Origin of the sequence: Fulvimarina fulva (assembly GCF_039652615.1) — a bacterium.
Classification (GTDB): domain Bacteria; phylum Pseudomonadota; class Alphaproteobacteria; order Rhizobiales; family Rhizobiaceae; genus Fulvimarina.
On the sequence record NZ_JBDJAC010000001.1, the window covers coordinates 420,853 to 435,673 of the forward strand.

The following is a 14,821-nucleotide window of genomic DNA, read 5'->3' on the forward strand; positions in this document are numbered from 1 at the left end:
CATTCCTTCGGCTGCGATCCTTGTTTAAGAGTGGCCGGGAAGCGGCGGTGCGGGAATCGAACGACGGTATGGATATTGGGGCAGGAGCGTGGGAGCTGGATCATTCGACCCCCGTCTTCCGTTTCGCGCCGAGCCCAAACGGTGAACTTCATCTAGGGCATGCCTATTCCGCGCTGATCAATCACCGAATGGCCCGGGAAAATCATGGCAAGTTCCTCCTGCGGCTGGAAGACATCGATCTCGCCCGTTGCAGCTTGGCCTACGAAGAGCAGATCGTCGAGGACCTTCATTTTCTGGGCGTCGACTGGGACGAAACGCGCAGGCGCCAGTCGGATCATTTCGACGAATACGCAGCGGCGCTGGAAGCACTCCATGTCGCGGATCTGATCTATCCAGCCTTCATGACGCGCGGCGAAATACGGCGCCATGCGGAGCGATACAGCGAGGAGGAAGGGATGGACTGGCCCCGTGATCCGGACGGCGCGCCGCTCTATCCGGGTCTTGACCGAACCATGCCGGACGCCGAACGGGAACAGAAGATGGCTGACGGTGAGCGCTATGCCTGGCGGCTCAATATGGATGCCGCGCTGGCTGAGGTCTCGAGCCTCGACTGGCTGGAATGGGGGGAGGGCCCCGACGGCGAACACGGTGTCGTCGCAGCCGATCCGAAGGTTTGGGGCGATGTCGTCCTGGCACGGCGAGACATCCCCACCAGCTATCATCTGGCGGTGACCGTCGACGATGGGCTTCAACGCGTCACGGATGTGGTGCGAGGACGTGATCTGTTTCATTCGACCAGCGTTCACCGGCTGCTGCAGACGCTGCTCGGCTTGCCCGCTCCGCGCTATCACCATCATGATCTCATCTTCGGCGAGGATGGGCGCAAGCTTTCAAAGAGCGCCGGCGATACGTCCATCCGGGCGCTTCGCGCTGCAGGCTGCACGCGCGACGATATCGTGAAGATGGTGGGGCTCGAAGGCGTCGTTTGATTCCGCTGGCGCGGGCGTTTTTCGCCCGGTGCTTGCCTGCGAGGATCACGGTCTTGCAATCTGGCAATCTTTAAGGTGACCTTCCCTTGAGCGCTGGACGAAGCAAACAATTTCAACCGAAAATTCGACGGAAAAGGCAGACGAACACGGTGCTTAAGGAATTCAAGGAATTTGCCCTCAAGGGCAACATGGTCGATCTCGCGATCGGCATCATCATCGGCGCGGCGTTTTCCGGCCTAGTGAATTCGATCGTCCAGGACATTTTCATGCCGATCGTCGCGACGCTGACAGGCGGCGTTGATTTCACCAACAAGTTCGTCGGTCTGTCGGCGGACGTGACGGCCTCGACGCTTGAGGCAGCGCGGGCGCAGGGACCGGTTCTCGCCTACGGACGGTTCATCACGCTTGCCATTAACTTCGTGATCGTCGCCTTCATCCTGTTCATGGTCGTCAAGGTCATGAACCGTCTGAAGCGTCTGGAAGAGCAAAAGTCGGCCAAGGTTGCGGACGCGCCTCGCAACGAGGTTTTGCTCGAAGAGATCCGCGATCTCCTCGCAAAACAGGCGAGCACTACGCCCGGGGGCTGAATGAGCCCGCTTGTCCTCAAAGCCACAAGCAGCGCCGAAGCGGTTGTGAAGGGTGTTATCACGACGCGATCGAACGAATTTTCATAGCAGGCGCGACAGTTCGCGTCTTCAGGGCGCGGAACACGACCCATCCTGGCGGTCTTTCCTCTCCAGCAAACTCGCGACAATGGAGAGCGATCTATGACAGACAGGTTGATCCGAATTCTGGCCCTGGGAACCCTCATGCTGCCGGTCACTTCGGCCAATGCTCAGAACGGGTCGACTGCCTCGCAGGGCGAACCGGAGGTGCAGATGAATGGCGATCGGAACGGTTCGAGCGCCGGCAACGCGGAAGAGCCGTCGCCGACCACGGCGTCTTCCGCGATCAGCACCTCGGTGCCCATGGCTCTGGCCGATTTCGATATCGCGCAATATGCCGGTGGTTTTACGGCTGAACGGCTGCTTTCCCAGACGGTTCGCGGCGAAAGCGGTGAGCGGGTCGGAATGGTGCGAAACGTCGTCGTCGATGCCGACAGTGAGATTGACTATATCGTTGTCGAGAACGAGGGACTTCTCGGACTTGGGGAAAGCGTCATCGCGATCCCGTTCGAGGATGTCGACCTGACGCCGGGTGTTGATGGCATCACCGTTCCGGTGAGCGGCGAAAATATCGGTGATTTCTCACTGTTTGGCGGAAATGAAGCACCGCTTGTCACGGGCGAAAGCTACCGAATCCGGAATGTCATCGGCGACTATGTGCGGCTCAACGACGGTACTTATTTCGGCTATGTGAAGGATGTCGCCTTTAGCGAAGACGGTTCGGTCGAAGGCCTGATCGTCACGCCGGATGTCAGCTGGGGCTCAGGCGGTGCCTATGGCATCCCCTATCAGGTAGAGGCTATCCTCGGGACCGATTACGACACGGCGAATTCCTATTTCACGATTCCCTATTCGCCGAGCGATCTGGAGGAAGCCGAACCCTTCGACTACGAAATGTTCAATTCCAGGGGTCAGCTCGCGGACGCGGGCTGAACGCCGCTCCGGAAAGAACGGCCGGCCTCCAATCTTTCGAGGCCGGCCTTTTGTAGCCTGTCAGCGAGGCGAGATCATCGTCGAGGGATCGACGATGCGGTCGTAATCCTCCGCCGAGACGAGACCAGAGGCGATCGCCTCTTCGCGCAGGGTCGTGCCCTTCTTGTGCGCGGTCTTGGCGATGTTCGCGGCGTTGTCGTAGCCGATCGTTGGCGCCAGTGCCGTGACGAGCATCAGCGACTGCTCCATCAGGCTCTTGATGCGCTCTTCGTTTGCCTCGATCCCGTCGACGCAATGCTCCGCGAAGCTCTCCATTCCGTCGGCGAGAAGCCGGATTGAGGAAAGGACTGCATTCGCAATCACCGGCTTGAAGACGTTAAGCTCGAATTGGCCTTGAGATGCCGCAACGGTCACCGTCGTTTCGTGCCCGAAGATCTCGGTCGCGACCATGGTGAGGGCTTCGGCCTGGGTCGGATTGACCTTGCCCGGCATGATCGACGAGCCGGGCTCGTTGGCGGGCAGGCTCAGCTCGCCGAGACCAGACCGCGGACCCGAGCCGAGGAAGCGGATATCGTTGGCGATCTTGAAGAGATCGGCAGCGAGCGTATTCAGCGAGCCATGGAAGAAGGCGAGGGCGCCGTGGGATGCCAGCGCCTCGAACTTGTTCTCGGCCGTACGGAAGGAGTGGCCGGTGAGCGTGGCCACTTCCTCGGCGATCGCGATGTCGAAGCCGATCGGCGCGTTGAGGCCGGTCCCGACGGCGGTGCCGCCCTGGGCGAGCGCCAGAACCCCGTCCAGCGAATCGGTCACACGCTTCTTGGCAAGCTGGAGTGCCATCGCATAGCCGGAGAATTCCTGGCCGAGGGTCACCGGCGTCGCATCCTGTGTATGGGTGCGGCCGATCTTGATGATGTCCTTGTATTCCTCGGCTTTCTTGTTCAGCGCAGCGTGCAGCCGATCGAGGGCCGGCATCAGGCGCTTATGGGTCTCGACGACAGTCGCGACGTGCATTGCCGTTGGGAACACGTCATTCGAGGACTGGCTCATATTGACGTGGTCGTTGGGATGGACCGGCTTCTTGGAGCCCATCGTGCCGCCCGCGATTTCGATGGCGCGGTTCGAAATCACCTCGTTGACATTCATGTTCGTCTGCGTGCCGGAGCCCGTCTGCCAGACGACGAGAGGGAAGTGATCGTCCAGCTTGCCAGCGATGATTTCGTCTGCGGCCTTTTCGATCAGATCGGCGAGCTCCTTGTCGAGCTTGCCTTTGGCGTGATTGATGCGCGCAGCCGCCTTTTTAACGGTCGCAAGGGCCACGATGAGCGGCAGCGGCTGCCGGTCGCCGCCGATCTTGAAGTTGTTGCGGGAGCGCTCGGTCTGGGCACCCCAGTAGCGATCGGCTTCAACTTCGATCGGGCCGATCGAGTCGGTTTCTGTTCTGGTGCTCATCGATCAATGTTCCTGTCTCGCCGGCATTGCGCCATTTTCGATCCAGTGTGCCATAACGCTGCCATGCCTCTTGGAAAAGGGGCCACTTTCGGTCGAGGGCCGCAAAACGCGCCTGATTTCTTTACTGTGAAGCGAATATAGGTCTACCGTTCCAGCACGGCATGGAATTCTTGAGAGCTCCTTCGATTTGCCTCGCGCATGACTTATATGGATTGTTATGACCGATATTGTTGCTCCTCAATTTGACGACGATGATCTGTTCAGCGAGCAGGCGGCGGAGCGCGTCCGGCTGGACGATGCGCTTTGCTTCGCACTCTACAATGCGACAAATGCGATCATCCGGTCCTATCGCCCGCTTCTGCAAAAGGTCGGGCTGACCTATCCGCAATATCTTGTGATGATGGCGCTCTGGGATGAAGGCGCCATGCGGATCGTCGACATCGCGCGGCGGCTCGACCTCGCGCCCAACGCGATCACGCCGCTCGTCGACCGGCTGGAGAATATCGAGCTTGTTTCCCGTGTGCCATCCGAAACGGATCGTCGGACATCGACGATTCATCTGACGGATCGTGGGGCCGAACTGGAAAAGGAAGCCTCGATTATCCAGCAGGCTGTCTCGTGCAATATCGCCATCGATTCCGATCGCCACGGGCCCTTGCTTCATGACCTCAGACGCATTGTGGCGGGCATGGAAAAGGGCGAATTGCTGCATGGGTTTCCTAAGAAGGATGATTAGGAAACCTGCCAAGATTATAAACTTCCTGGATAGACGGACAGTGACTTCGAACACGAATGAAAGCAACGCACTGTTCGATTGAGTGGCAATATTGAAGAATTTCAGTGTCGGTTGGCGACCTGATCGGCTGTCTCATTACAAACCGGAGCGCCACGAGCATCCGACGGTCTGCCGGCAGTCCTGAAGACGTTTGTGCCAGGCGCCTGATGTCGTTGACTTTCTGAGCCATCGCGTTCGTTAGGCAGTATCAACCGACCAGCGCAGTTTTTCTCTGTTCAATCGTATGTCATAAGAACGATTTGTATCGTTCAACTGACCGTGAGCGCGTCGTTTTGTGCATGAGACTCTGTGTACAGTAACTTTACTCTTCCTGCGAATCCCGACACTAAAAGGGATAGGGACGGGCAGAGGGACGATCACATGCGGAAATCCGAAGGCGTTGCCGAAACGCAAGGCAAGTCATTACGGCGTGCTGTTTTCGTTGCCTTGATTGCATTCAGCGCGAGCGTTTCCGGCGGCGTTGCCCTTGCCCAGTCTGGCGGAGGGGGAGGAAGCTCATCGGGTTCCGACAATCAGTCTTCCAGCATCAATCTGCCATTGATCGGCGAGATCGAACTTCCCGACTGGCTGTCGTTCCTCGGCTCATCGTCCGGCCAATCCAGCCAGTCGGCGTCGAGCGGCGGAGAGAGCGGTGGTTCCGGTGGTAGTCAGGGATCGCAGCCACCGCCGGCCGTGGTCGTGACGCGAGCCGAGCTTGAATCCGTCGGCAACGAATTTCAGTTCATCGGCCGGATCGAAGCGATCCAGAACGTGACCTTGCAGGCCCGTGTAAACGGCTTCATCGAAGAGGTCTACTTCGAGGGCGGTGACGTGGTCACGGTTGGCGATCGCTTGTTCAAGATCGAGGACGACCAGTATCAGGCCTCGCTCGACTCGGCCAAAGCCCAGCTTGCCGGTGCAGAGGCTCAGCTCGCTGAGGCTGACCGGAGTCTGAAGCGCGCACAGGAACTGATCGACTCGGGAACAATTCCCCAGGCAGAACTCGACCAAGCGCGCGCAACGTTCGAATCGGCGCGGGCGACCCGCATGCAGGCTCAGGCGGATGTGAGGCAAGCGCAGCTCAACCTCGACTATACATCCATCACCGCACCGATCGACGGTGTCATCTCCGCGCCGATGATCACCAAGGGCAATTTCGTCTCCGCTGCCAGCGGAACGCTCGCAAACATCGTCCAGCTCGATCCGATCTGGGGCACGTTTCCGATCGGCGAGGAGCGTCTCTCGGCGCTGCGCCGCATCGGAGGCGGGAAGGGTGACGCGGCCGCTTCGGCCGAGGACTATCGGCTGAGCCTCAAGCTTCCGAACGACGAACAATTGCCCGGCGACGGCAATTTCGCCTTCGTTGGCAATACGGTCGATCAATCGACGGGCACGATCGAGGTACGCGTCAGCTTCCCCAATCCTGACGGTCAGCTTCTGCCGAACGAAAATGTGACGCTGGTTGCGACCGAGCGGGACCCGCCGATGCTGCCGGTCGTTCCAATGGAGGCACTGCAGCTCAGCCGGGAAGGCCGATACCTCTATCTCTTGAATGATGACAACGACACGGTTCGTCGCCAGCCCGTAGAGCTAGGCAAGCAATTAACCGGCACGGCTGCAATCAGCAGTGGCATCGAGGCCGGCGACCTTGTCGTCGTCCAGGGTGTGCAGAATCTCCAGGATGGCGCCAAGGTCAACCCGAATTTTCAAGAAAGCGCTTCGGGTGATGAGGGGGCGGCCGGGACCGATCCGACCGGCGGAAGCGATACGGCGGCTTCGTCCGGTCAAAATGGCGAGGCTCAGGAGAGCAATGGCGCATCCACCTCCGCCGGATCGGGTTCACAGGCGGATAACGGTCAATGATCTCCGATCTCTTTATCCGTCGTCCCCGTCTTGCGACGGTCGTCTCGGTCGTCCTTCTGATCGCAGGCGCTCTCTCGACCTTCGTGATGCCGATCACGCAATTCCCGAATGTGGCCCCGCCGACGGTCAATGTATCGGCTAGCTATCCCGGTGCTTCGGCCCAGTCGGTGGCCGATTCGGTCGCCGCGCCGCTGGAGGAGGCGATCAACGGCGTCGAAGGCATGATCTACATGTCCTCGACTTCGACGAATGCCGGCCAGTACAATCTCTCGATTACCTTCGAAATCGGCACCGATCCCGATATCGCCCAGGTCAACGTTTCGAACCGGGTGCAGCTCGCGACCTCTCAGCTTCCGACAGCCGTCTCGCGGCAGGGCGTGACGGTTCGCGCGCGCTCGCCGAACTTCCTTCTGGCCATGAGCTTCTATTCGACGAACACGGATGTGCTCAGCCCCATCGAACTCGGCGCCTACGTCTCGACGAATATCACGCCGGCCCTTTCCCGCGTCCAGGGCGTGGGCAACGCCTCGCCGCTCGGACCTGCCGACTATGCCATGCGGATCTGGACGGACCCGGACAAGATGGCCGCCCTCGATATTGCGCCGGGCGATATCACGGCGGCGATTCAGGCGGCGAACACCGTTGCCTCGGTGGGCATCGTCGGCGGTTCTCCCGCGCCCGAAGGGCAGGCGACGGTCTACACGGTAACCTCGCAGGGTCGTCTTTCAGACGCCAAGGATTTCGCCAACATCGTGGTCCGAGCGCAGCCAAACGGCGCCCTGGTGCGGGTCAGCGATGTGGCGCGGGTAGAGCTTGGTGCGCAAAACTATTCGGTGAACTCGTTCTCCGCTCAAGGGTATCCGTCGCAGCTTGTTCAGGTGAACCAGTCGCCGGGCGCGAACGCGCTCGCGACCGTGACCGCCGTTCAGCAAGAGCTCGATCGACTCTCGTCGTCCTTTCCAGACGGTCTTGAATACGACATCGTCTACGACGCCACGGAATATGTGAGCGCAACCCTCGATGAGATCGTCTTTTCGCTCTTCCTCGTCGCAGCGATCGTGGTCGTGGTGGTGTACGTCTTCCTGCAGGACTGGCGTGCAACGCTCGTGCCAGCCCTGGCCATTCCGGTCTCCCTCGTCGGCACGTTCGCGTTTCTTCTCGCCGCCGGATTTACCGTCAACGTCATAACGCTCTTGGCCCTGATCCTGGCGATCGGGCTCGTCGTCGACGATGCCATCCTGGTCGTCGAGAACTGTCAGCGTGTGATGGTACAGGAGAAACTCGCGCCCAAGGAGGCCGCGCATAAAGCGATGAGCGAGGTAACGGGACCGATCATCTCGACGACCCTCGTTCTACTTGCCGTCTTCCTGCCAACCACCTTTCTGCCCGGATTGTCGGGGCAGCTCTACAAGCAGTTCGGCGTCACGCTCTCGATCTCGCTGCTTCTGTCATCCCTTGTCGCGCTGACCCTGACGCCTGCGCTCTGCGCGATCTTCCTGCGCCCGCCGCGCAAGAGCTGGGCTCCCTTGCGCCTGTTTTCGCGAGGACTGGAGGCGGTGACGCGGTTCTACGCCTCCGTCGTTGGCTTTCTCGTCAAGCGGGTGCTGATCGCACTGGCGATCCTCGCCGGTGCCGTCGGGCTCGCCGTCTTCTCCTTCCTGAGCCTGCCGAGTGCTCTCATCCCGACAGAGGATCAGGGCGCGATTCTCTTCGATGTCTCGCTCCCGAATGCGGCTTCGTTGCAGCGGACGGATGAAGTCCTCAAGCAGGTGTCCGAGATTATTCGGAACACCGAAGGCGTCGAGACCTTCACCACGGCGGCTGGCTACAGCCTTCTGCAACAGGCTCAGCGACCCTCTGCCGGCGTTGGCATCATTGGTCTGAAACTGTGGGGCGAGCGCCGCGATCTCTTCACCATTCTCGGGGAGCTGTCCGGCAAATTCTCGCAGATACCCGGCGCGACGATCGCAGCTTTCCCGCCTCCGCCCATACCCGGGATCGGTTCTGTGGGCGGCTTCACCTTCGAACTTCTGGCACAAGAGGGGCAAGACCCTTCGGAGATGGCGCAGGTTGCCCGGGCATTTGTCGGCGCGGTCAATCAGCGCCCGGAAATCTCGGGTGCGCGCACCACGTTTTCTGCCAACGTGCCGAGCCTGTTTCTAGAGATCGACCGGGATCGCGCCGAGACCCTGGGGCTCACCGTCCAGAGTATCTACGATGCGGTTGGCGGCACAATCGGCGAGGTCTTCGTCAACCAGTTCAACTATAATGGTCGCGTCTTCCAGGTACGGCTCCAGGCCGAGGCGGATGCGCGTGCCGACGAGGACGATATTCTCGACATCTACGCGAAAAACCGCGACGGCGAGATGGTGCCGATCCGCACGGTCGTCACCGTTCGCAACGATTTCGGGCCGTATGCCGTCCCAAGGTTCAATCTCTATCTGGCGGCCGAGGTTTCGGGAAACCCGGCGCCCGGCTTCTCCTCCGGTGCCGCGCTTCAAGCGCTTCAACAGGTGGCGGCGGAGACGCTCCCCGATGGATACAGCTACCAGTTCGCGGGCACCTCCTATCAGGAGCAGCAGGCCGGGAATGTGACCTATCTCGCCTTCGCTCTGGCCTTCGTCTTCGCATATCTGTTCCTGGTCGGCCAATATGAGAGCTGGCTGCTGCCGATTGCGGTCATGCTGTCGCTGTTCATCGCTGCGGCGGGCGCTGCGGCTTCGCTCCTCGTATTCGGCTATACCTCGAATATCTATTCCCAGATCGGGATCGTGATGTTGATCGGACTGGCGTCCAAGAACGCCATTCTGATCGTCGAATTCGCACGGTTTCAGCAGGATTCAGGCCTTCCGATCACCGAGGCGGCGATCAAGGGAGCACGGCTTCGCCTGCGCGCAGTCCTCATGACAGCACTTGCTTTCATCGTGGGCATCATCCCGCTTGCCGTCGCTTCGGGAGCAGGGGCGGCGGCCCGCAACGCGATCGGTGTGACTGCAATCGGCGGCATGCTGGCGGCGACCTTCATCGGCATCTTCATCGTGCCGGCGCTCTATGCTCTGGTTCAGCGCATCGCCCAAGGCCGGCGTGGCAAGCTGTGGGGACGCGAGCGTGAAGATGATACCGGATCGTCCGTTTCGGCCTCTTCGCCGTCGATGCCCTGGAGCCGAAGGCACTCTGAAGAGGATGACCTCTCAGACGGTAAACCGGAGCCCGCAAAATAGAGCAGTCATGGAACGAAAAATGAAGAAGGCGGCGCTCCTGTGACAGGAAGCGCCGCCTTTTTGCAGCCGTCCGATCGCTCGGTCAGGCGCTATGACCCTCTGACGTCGATTTGCTGCCGAAAACCCAGTCCCGATAGCTCAAAGGTTTGCCATAGGGCTCGAAAAGCTTGGAATCCCGGTGCTCGGCGAACTGGGCATAGTTGAGGACCGCCACGAAGATCACGCCCCCGACGGTATTCCCGATGAGAACCGGGGCAACGAAGAGCGGAAAGAGCGAGAAGAAAGAGACTTCCGTCCGGAAGGAGAGGAAGAAGACTTCCACCGACGACGTGATCACGTGGTAGAAACCGCAAACGCCGAGGAAGTACATCAGAATGAAGACGACGAGCATCCTCGAGACCGTGTCGCGCGCGGCGTGAACCAACCAAACCATCGCGGCGACAATCCAACCGGCGATCAGCGCGCGGGCGGCGATCGTGAGCCATTCGGTTTCGTAGGCATGGCGCCCGATTTCGATCGCCATGGTGATGCGCTCAGGCGTGAGGACATCGACATAGGCGATGAGCGCGGCGACGGCCAACGCTCCGACGAGGTTGCCCAAAAGCACGATCGTCCATAGCCTCAGGAGGCTCGCGATACTTGTGAGCTTGGTCAGAACGAGGACCACAGGCGTCAGCGTATTTTCCGTGAACAGCTGATAGCGGCCGAGTACGATGATGAGAAAGCCAACCGGATACATGAGATTGCCGAGGAGGCCCGGCGTATCCTCGCCAGCGGTCTCGGTCAGAATAACACGGGCAAGAAAAGTCAGACCGATCGCACCGCCTGCTCCAAGCGCGCTCCAGAAGAGGTAGCGATTGCTGACATCGAGCTCATGGTCAGCCGATGAAAGCACCCGAGCAAACACTTCCTCGAAAGAAAAATAATCCGCCAGGGTCGCACCGCGATCGGGTGCGTTGAGGAGAGATTCGTCAGGGTCTCTCCGAAGCATTTCCTCGTCATCTTGTTCGCGGTTCATCTTCGTGCTTTCGCTCATGCCCGGTCCTTGTACTCAGCGTCTATAACGACGTGCCGATCCAGAGGATTTACGTAGCGCCACGAAAGCCGGTATCACGCGACTGTCGAAAACGTGATCGTTGTGCGAGTAACCTGGCCGTGATGGGTTTGAACCGGATGTTAATAGAATTCATGCGATTCGATTGGTTCGAGGAGACTATTCGATGCGCACGATCCAGACCAAGCGAAGCCGGCTTATCCGGTTGATTATTCCCTCACTTTCTGCCGCGGTCCTGGCGTATTTCGCCATCCACGTTCAGACCGGCGAATATGGCCTTACATCCAAGGCCGAGCTGGAACGCCGGCTCAATGTCAAGAAGGCTGAACTGGCGAGCCTTCAGAGAGAACGAACCGCTCTTGCCCAGCGGGTCGAGTTGCTAAGCCCGGGAACACTTGAACGCGACATGCTGGACGAGCGTGCGCGCTGGGCGTTGAACATGGTTGCCGAAGACGAAATCGTCATTCTTAAATAGCAGATTTTGCATTGCAAAATTCTGAAATCGATCCGTTAGCGATTTCCGCACCGCCTAGCGATACAACGACATGCGAGCAGGTAGATCCGCTTGCGTCCCGAGTCATTAACTGGAATTCGGTTCAAATATTGCTGCAATGCAGCGTAAACCGAAATCAGGTTAAAAGGATTTCCGGCGCTTGAAGCGGCTGTTTTCCGGTCTATAGTTCGGTCGACACCGAGTAACTGGCCCAGTTCAGGGAGGCACCATGGCGGCTCGACAAAGAACGTCCTCGTCCAAATCGAATTCGTCGAGCAAGACCGCATCGTCTCGAACGAGCAAGGCGAAATCGACCGATAGTCAGAAGACTGTCGATACCGAATCCGGGAAGGAAATCGTCCGTACGCTGGAAGATTTTTCCACGCCGGAACCTTTGGATTTCTCCAAGGACGAAGAGCTGCGCGCCTATCGCGACATGCTGTTGATCCGCCGCTTCGAAGAAAAGGCCGGGCAGCTCTACGGCATGGGCTTCATCGGCGGTTTCTGCCATCTCTACATCGGTCAGGAAGCGGTCGTCGTCGGCATGCAGATGTCGATGAAAGAAGGCGATCAGGTCGTGACCGGATATCGCGACCACGGGCACATGCTGGCGACCGGCATGGAAGCGCGTGGTGTCATGGCCGAGCTCACTGGCCGTCGTTCGGGCTACTCGAAAGGCAAGGGTGGCTCGATGCACATGTTCTCGAAAGAGAAGAAGTTCTACGGTGGGCACGGCATCGTGGGTGCGCAGGTCCCCATCGGATCCGGACTTGCCTTTTCCAACAAATACAATGGCACGGACGCCGTTTCGATCACGTATTTCGGCGATGGCGCCGCAAACCAGGGGCAGGTGTACGAGAGCTTCAACATGGCCTCGCTGTGGAAGCTGCCCGCGATCTACGTCATCGAAAACAACCGCTACGCAATGGGAACGTCCGTCTCGCGCGCATCCGCCGAGACGGATTTCTCCCATCGCGGACTGTCGTTCAAGATTCCCGGTATCCAGGTTGATGGTATGGATGTGCGGGCGGTGAAGGCTGCCGGTGACATGGCTGTCGAGCATTGCCGCTCGGGCGAGGGGCCGATCATCCTTGAAATGATGACTTACCGTTATCGCGGTCATTCCATGTCGGACCCCGCGAAATATCGCTCTCGCGACGAAGTGCAGAAGATGCGCTCCGAATCCGATCCGATCGAACAGGTGAAGAAGCGGCTGACCGAAAACCACGGAATGTCCGAGGACGAAGTCAAGGAAGTCGACAAGGAAGTTCGCGAGATTGTCGCCGATGCGGCCGAGTTCGCCCAGAACGATCCTGAGCCGGATCCGAGCGAGCTTTGGACCGATGTTTATGCCGAGGAAATTCCGCAGGCTGCCGAATAAGGGAGGACGGCGATGCCGACCGAAATTTTGATGCCCGCCCTCTCCCCAACCATGGAAGAGGGCACCCTTGCCAAATGGGTGAAGAACGTCGGCGATACTGTCGAGGCTGGCGACATCATCGCCGAGATCGAGACCGATAAGGCTACCATGGAAGTCGAGGCGGTCGACGAGGGGAAGCTCGGCAAGATCCTCGTCGAGGCCGGCACTGAGAACGTGAAGGTCAATGCGCCCATCGCCATTCTCCTCGCTGACGGAGAAGATGAGAGCGATCTGGACAAGGCCGCCTCAGGCGGCGGAGGCGATCAGAAGCAGGAAGTCGCCACCAAATCGGACGACGAGCCGGTGGCTGAAAGCGGTTCCCAGGATCGTGCTGCCAAGTCGATCACGCCCATCGAAGAGCGGCGGGTGCCGGCCGAGGGCAAGACGCATCCCGATATCGAGGACGAAGGACCGTTCGGCCAGAAAGTGCCGGACGACGTGGAGATCGTTTCGACCACCGTTCGCGAAGCTCTACGCGATGCGATGGCGGAAGAATTGCGCCGCGACGATGCCGTCTTCGTAATGGGCGAAGAGGTTGCTGAGTATCAGGGTGCCTACAAGATCACCCAAGGCTTGCTGGACGAGTTCGGCGCACGCCGCATCGTCGATACGCCGATTACCGAGCACGGGTTTGCGGGTCTTGGCGTCGGTGCTGCCTTTGGCGGCCTGCGTCCGATCGTCGAGTTCATGACCTTCAACTTCGCCATGCAGGCGATCGACCAGATCATCAATTCGGCTGCAAAGACCCTTTATATGGCGGGTGGTCAGATGGGATGTCCCATCGTCTTCCGAGGGCCGAATGGCGCGGCGGCCCGCGTTGCCGCCCAGCACAGCCAGGACTATGCCGCCTGGTACAGTCACGTTCCCGGTCTGAAGGTCGTACAGCCCTACACGGCGGCGGACTATAAGGGTCTCCTCAAAGCCGCGATCCGCGATCCAAATCCGGTCGTCTTCCTGGAAAACGAAATCCTCTACGGTCAGTCGTTCGACGTTCCGAAGATGGACGATTGGATCGTTCCGATCGGAAAGGCGCGCGTACATCGAAAGGGAACGGACGTCACGATCGTCTCCTGGTCGATCGGGATGACCTATGCCATCAAGGCCGCTGAAGAGCTTGCCAAGGACGGGATCGAAGCCGAGATCATCGATCTTCGCACCATTCGCCCGATGGACATGCCGGCGGTTGTAAGATCCGTGAAGAAGACGAACCGCTGCGTCATCGTCGAAGAAGGCTTCCCGCAGTGCTCCGTGAGCGGACACATCGCGTCCGAGCTGATGGTTCAGGCCTTCGATTATCTCGATGCGCCAGTTCTGAAGGTAAACGGCAAGGATGTGCCGATGCCTTATGCCGCAAACCTCGAAAAGCTTGCGCTGCCATCGGTCCAGGATGTGATCGATGCGGTGAAGGCCGTTTGCTACCGGACCTGATGCGATGACTGCGCTTCCGTCAAATGCCAAGGAAACTGTATCGCGGGACAACGGGCGGCTCGAAATCCGCAAGGAGATTGCCGCTTCCCGCGATACGGTCTGGCGTTGCCTGACGGAGCCGACCTGTCTGAAGTCATGGTGGCGCGACAATATCGAGTTCGAGCCGAAAGAGGGCGGTCGGTTTGTCGAGCCTTGGGTCGATCCGACCGGTCGAAATCGAATGACCAGGGCTCAGGTGACTTCGTTTCATCCTCACCATGGTTTCGTGATGGTCTGGGCCGATGAGGACTGGACGTTCGACACCGTGGTGTCCGTCAGTCTCGACGAGACCGACGGTGGCACGCAGGTTATCATCGAGCATCAGGGCTGGGAGAAAGCCCCGGAAGCGGACCGGTCGGCCCTGCTGCTCGATCATTCTTCTGGCTGGACGGCCCATCTTGGCAATCTCGCGACCCACGCGGAAGGTCATGGCAATGGGCCGGACGGTTCCGGCGGAAGGCACTGATCCAATGGCTGGCGCGATACTTTTCA

12 protein-coding genes are annotated in these 14,821 nt (G+C 59.5%); 10 read left to right on the forward strand and 2 right to left on the reverse strand.

Annotated features, from left to right (window positions below; all coding sequences use genetic code 11):
* Positions 1–68 precede the first annotated feature (68 nt).
* From gluQRS to ABDX79_RS01930, 3 genes are all read left to right on the forward strand, one after another.
* Complete coding sequence (gene gluQRS / locus ABDX79_RS01920) at positions 69–989, forward strand: tRNA glutamyl-Q(34) synthetase GluQRS (protein ID WP_346218881.1); 921 nt, start codon at positions 69–71, stop codon at positions 987–989.
* A 149-nt stretch (positions 990–1,138) separates the two neighbouring features.
* Complete coding sequence (mscL, locus tag ABDX79_RS01925; RefSeq protein ID WP_346218562.1) at positions 1,139–1,576, forward strand: large conductance mechanosensitive channel protein MscL; 438 nt, start codon at positions 1,139–1,141, stop codon at positions 1,574–1,576.
* Positions 1,577–1,756: 180 nt separating this feature from the next.
* Positions 1,757–2,587: a PRC-barrel domain-containing protein gene (locus ABDX79_RS01930; RefSeq protein ID WP_346218563.1), complete on the forward strand. Its 831-nt coding sequence runs from the start codon at positions 1,757–1,759 to the stop codon at positions 2,585–2,587.
* Positions 2,588–2,647: 60 nt separating this feature from the next.
* Here the strand turns inward: ABDX79_RS01930 and fumC are convergent, their stop codons facing one another.
* Positions 2,648–4,036, reverse strand: a complete 1,389-nt coding sequence (gene fumC, locus ABDX79_RS01935) for a class II fumarate hydratase (protein ID WP_346218564.1) — start codon at positions 4,034–4,036, stop codon at positions 2,648–2,650.
* Between the two features lie 217 nt (positions 4,037–4,253).
* On the opposite strand from fumC, the gene ABDX79_RS01940 reads away from it, so the two are divergent.
* From ABDX79_RS01940 to ABDX79_RS01950, 3 genes are all read left to right on the forward strand, one after another.
* A complete protein-coding gene (locus tag ABDX79_RS01940; RefSeq protein ID WP_346218565.1) occupies positions 4,254–4,772 on the forward strand; it encodes a MarR family winged helix-turn-helix transcriptional regulator in 519 nt (172 codons plus the stop codon).
* 420 nt (positions 4,773–5,192) lie between these two features.
* Positions 5,193–6,674 carry an efflux RND transporter periplasmic adaptor subunit gene (locus tag ABDX79_RS01945; RefSeq protein WP_346218566.1) on the forward strand — a complete coding sequence of 494 codons (1,482 nt, stop codon included), beginning with the start codon at positions 5,193–5,195 and terminating at the stop codon, positions 6,672–6,674.
* Positions 6,671–9,895: an efflux RND transporter permease subunit gene (locus ABDX79_RS01950; protein ID WP_346218567.1), complete on the forward strand. Its 3,225-nt coding sequence runs from the start codon at positions 6,671–6,673 to the stop codon at positions 9,893–9,895. Before ABDX79_RS01945 ends, ABDX79_RS01950 begins: the two co-directional genes overlap by 4 nt.
* An 82-nt stretch (positions 9,896–9,977) precedes the next feature.
* Here the strand turns inward: ABDX79_RS01950 and ABDX79_RS01955 are convergent, their stop codons facing one another.
* Positions 9,978–10,931, reverse strand: a complete 954-nt coding sequence (locus ABDX79_RS01955) for a formate/nitrite transporter family protein (protein WP_346218568.1) — start codon at positions 10,929–10,931, stop codon at positions 9,978–9,980.
* Between the two features lie 184 nt (positions 10,932–11,115).
* Here ABDX79_RS01955 and ABDX79_RS01960 point away from each other — a divergent pair, with 184 nt between their 5' ends.
* The 4 genes from ABDX79_RS01960 to ABDX79_RS01975 all read left to right on the forward strand — a co-directional run bounded on the left by ABDX79_RS01960 (position 11,116) and on the right by ABDX79_RS01975 (position 14,795).
* Entirely contained in the window at positions 11,116–11,424 is a 309-nt protein-coding gene (locus tag ABDX79_RS01960; RefSeq protein WP_346218569.1) for an FtsB family cell division protein, read from the forward strand.
* Positions 11,425–11,671: 247 nt separating this feature from the next.
* Positions 11,672–12,823 (forward strand): pyruvate dehydrogenase (acetyl-transferring) E1 component subunit alpha, encoded by a 1,152-nt coding sequence (gene pdhA, locus ABDX79_RS01965; RefSeq protein ID WP_346218570.1) that lies wholly within the window; start codon positions 11,672–11,674, stop codon positions 12,821–12,823.
* A 12-nt stretch (positions 12,824–12,835) separates the two neighbouring features.
* Complete coding sequence (locus ABDX79_RS01970) at positions 12,836–14,290, forward strand: pyruvate dehydrogenase complex E1 component subunit beta (RefSeq protein ID WP_346218571.1); 1,455 nt, start codon at positions 12,836–12,838, stop codon at positions 14,288–14,290.
* 4 nt (positions 14,291–14,294) lie between these two features.
* Positions 14,295–14,795, forward strand: a complete 501-nt coding sequence (locus ABDX79_RS01975) for an SRPBCC family protein (RefSeq protein WP_346218572.1) — start codon at positions 14,295–14,297, stop codon at positions 14,793–14,795.
* The last annotated feature ends 26 nt before the right edge of the window (positions 14,796–14,821 follow it).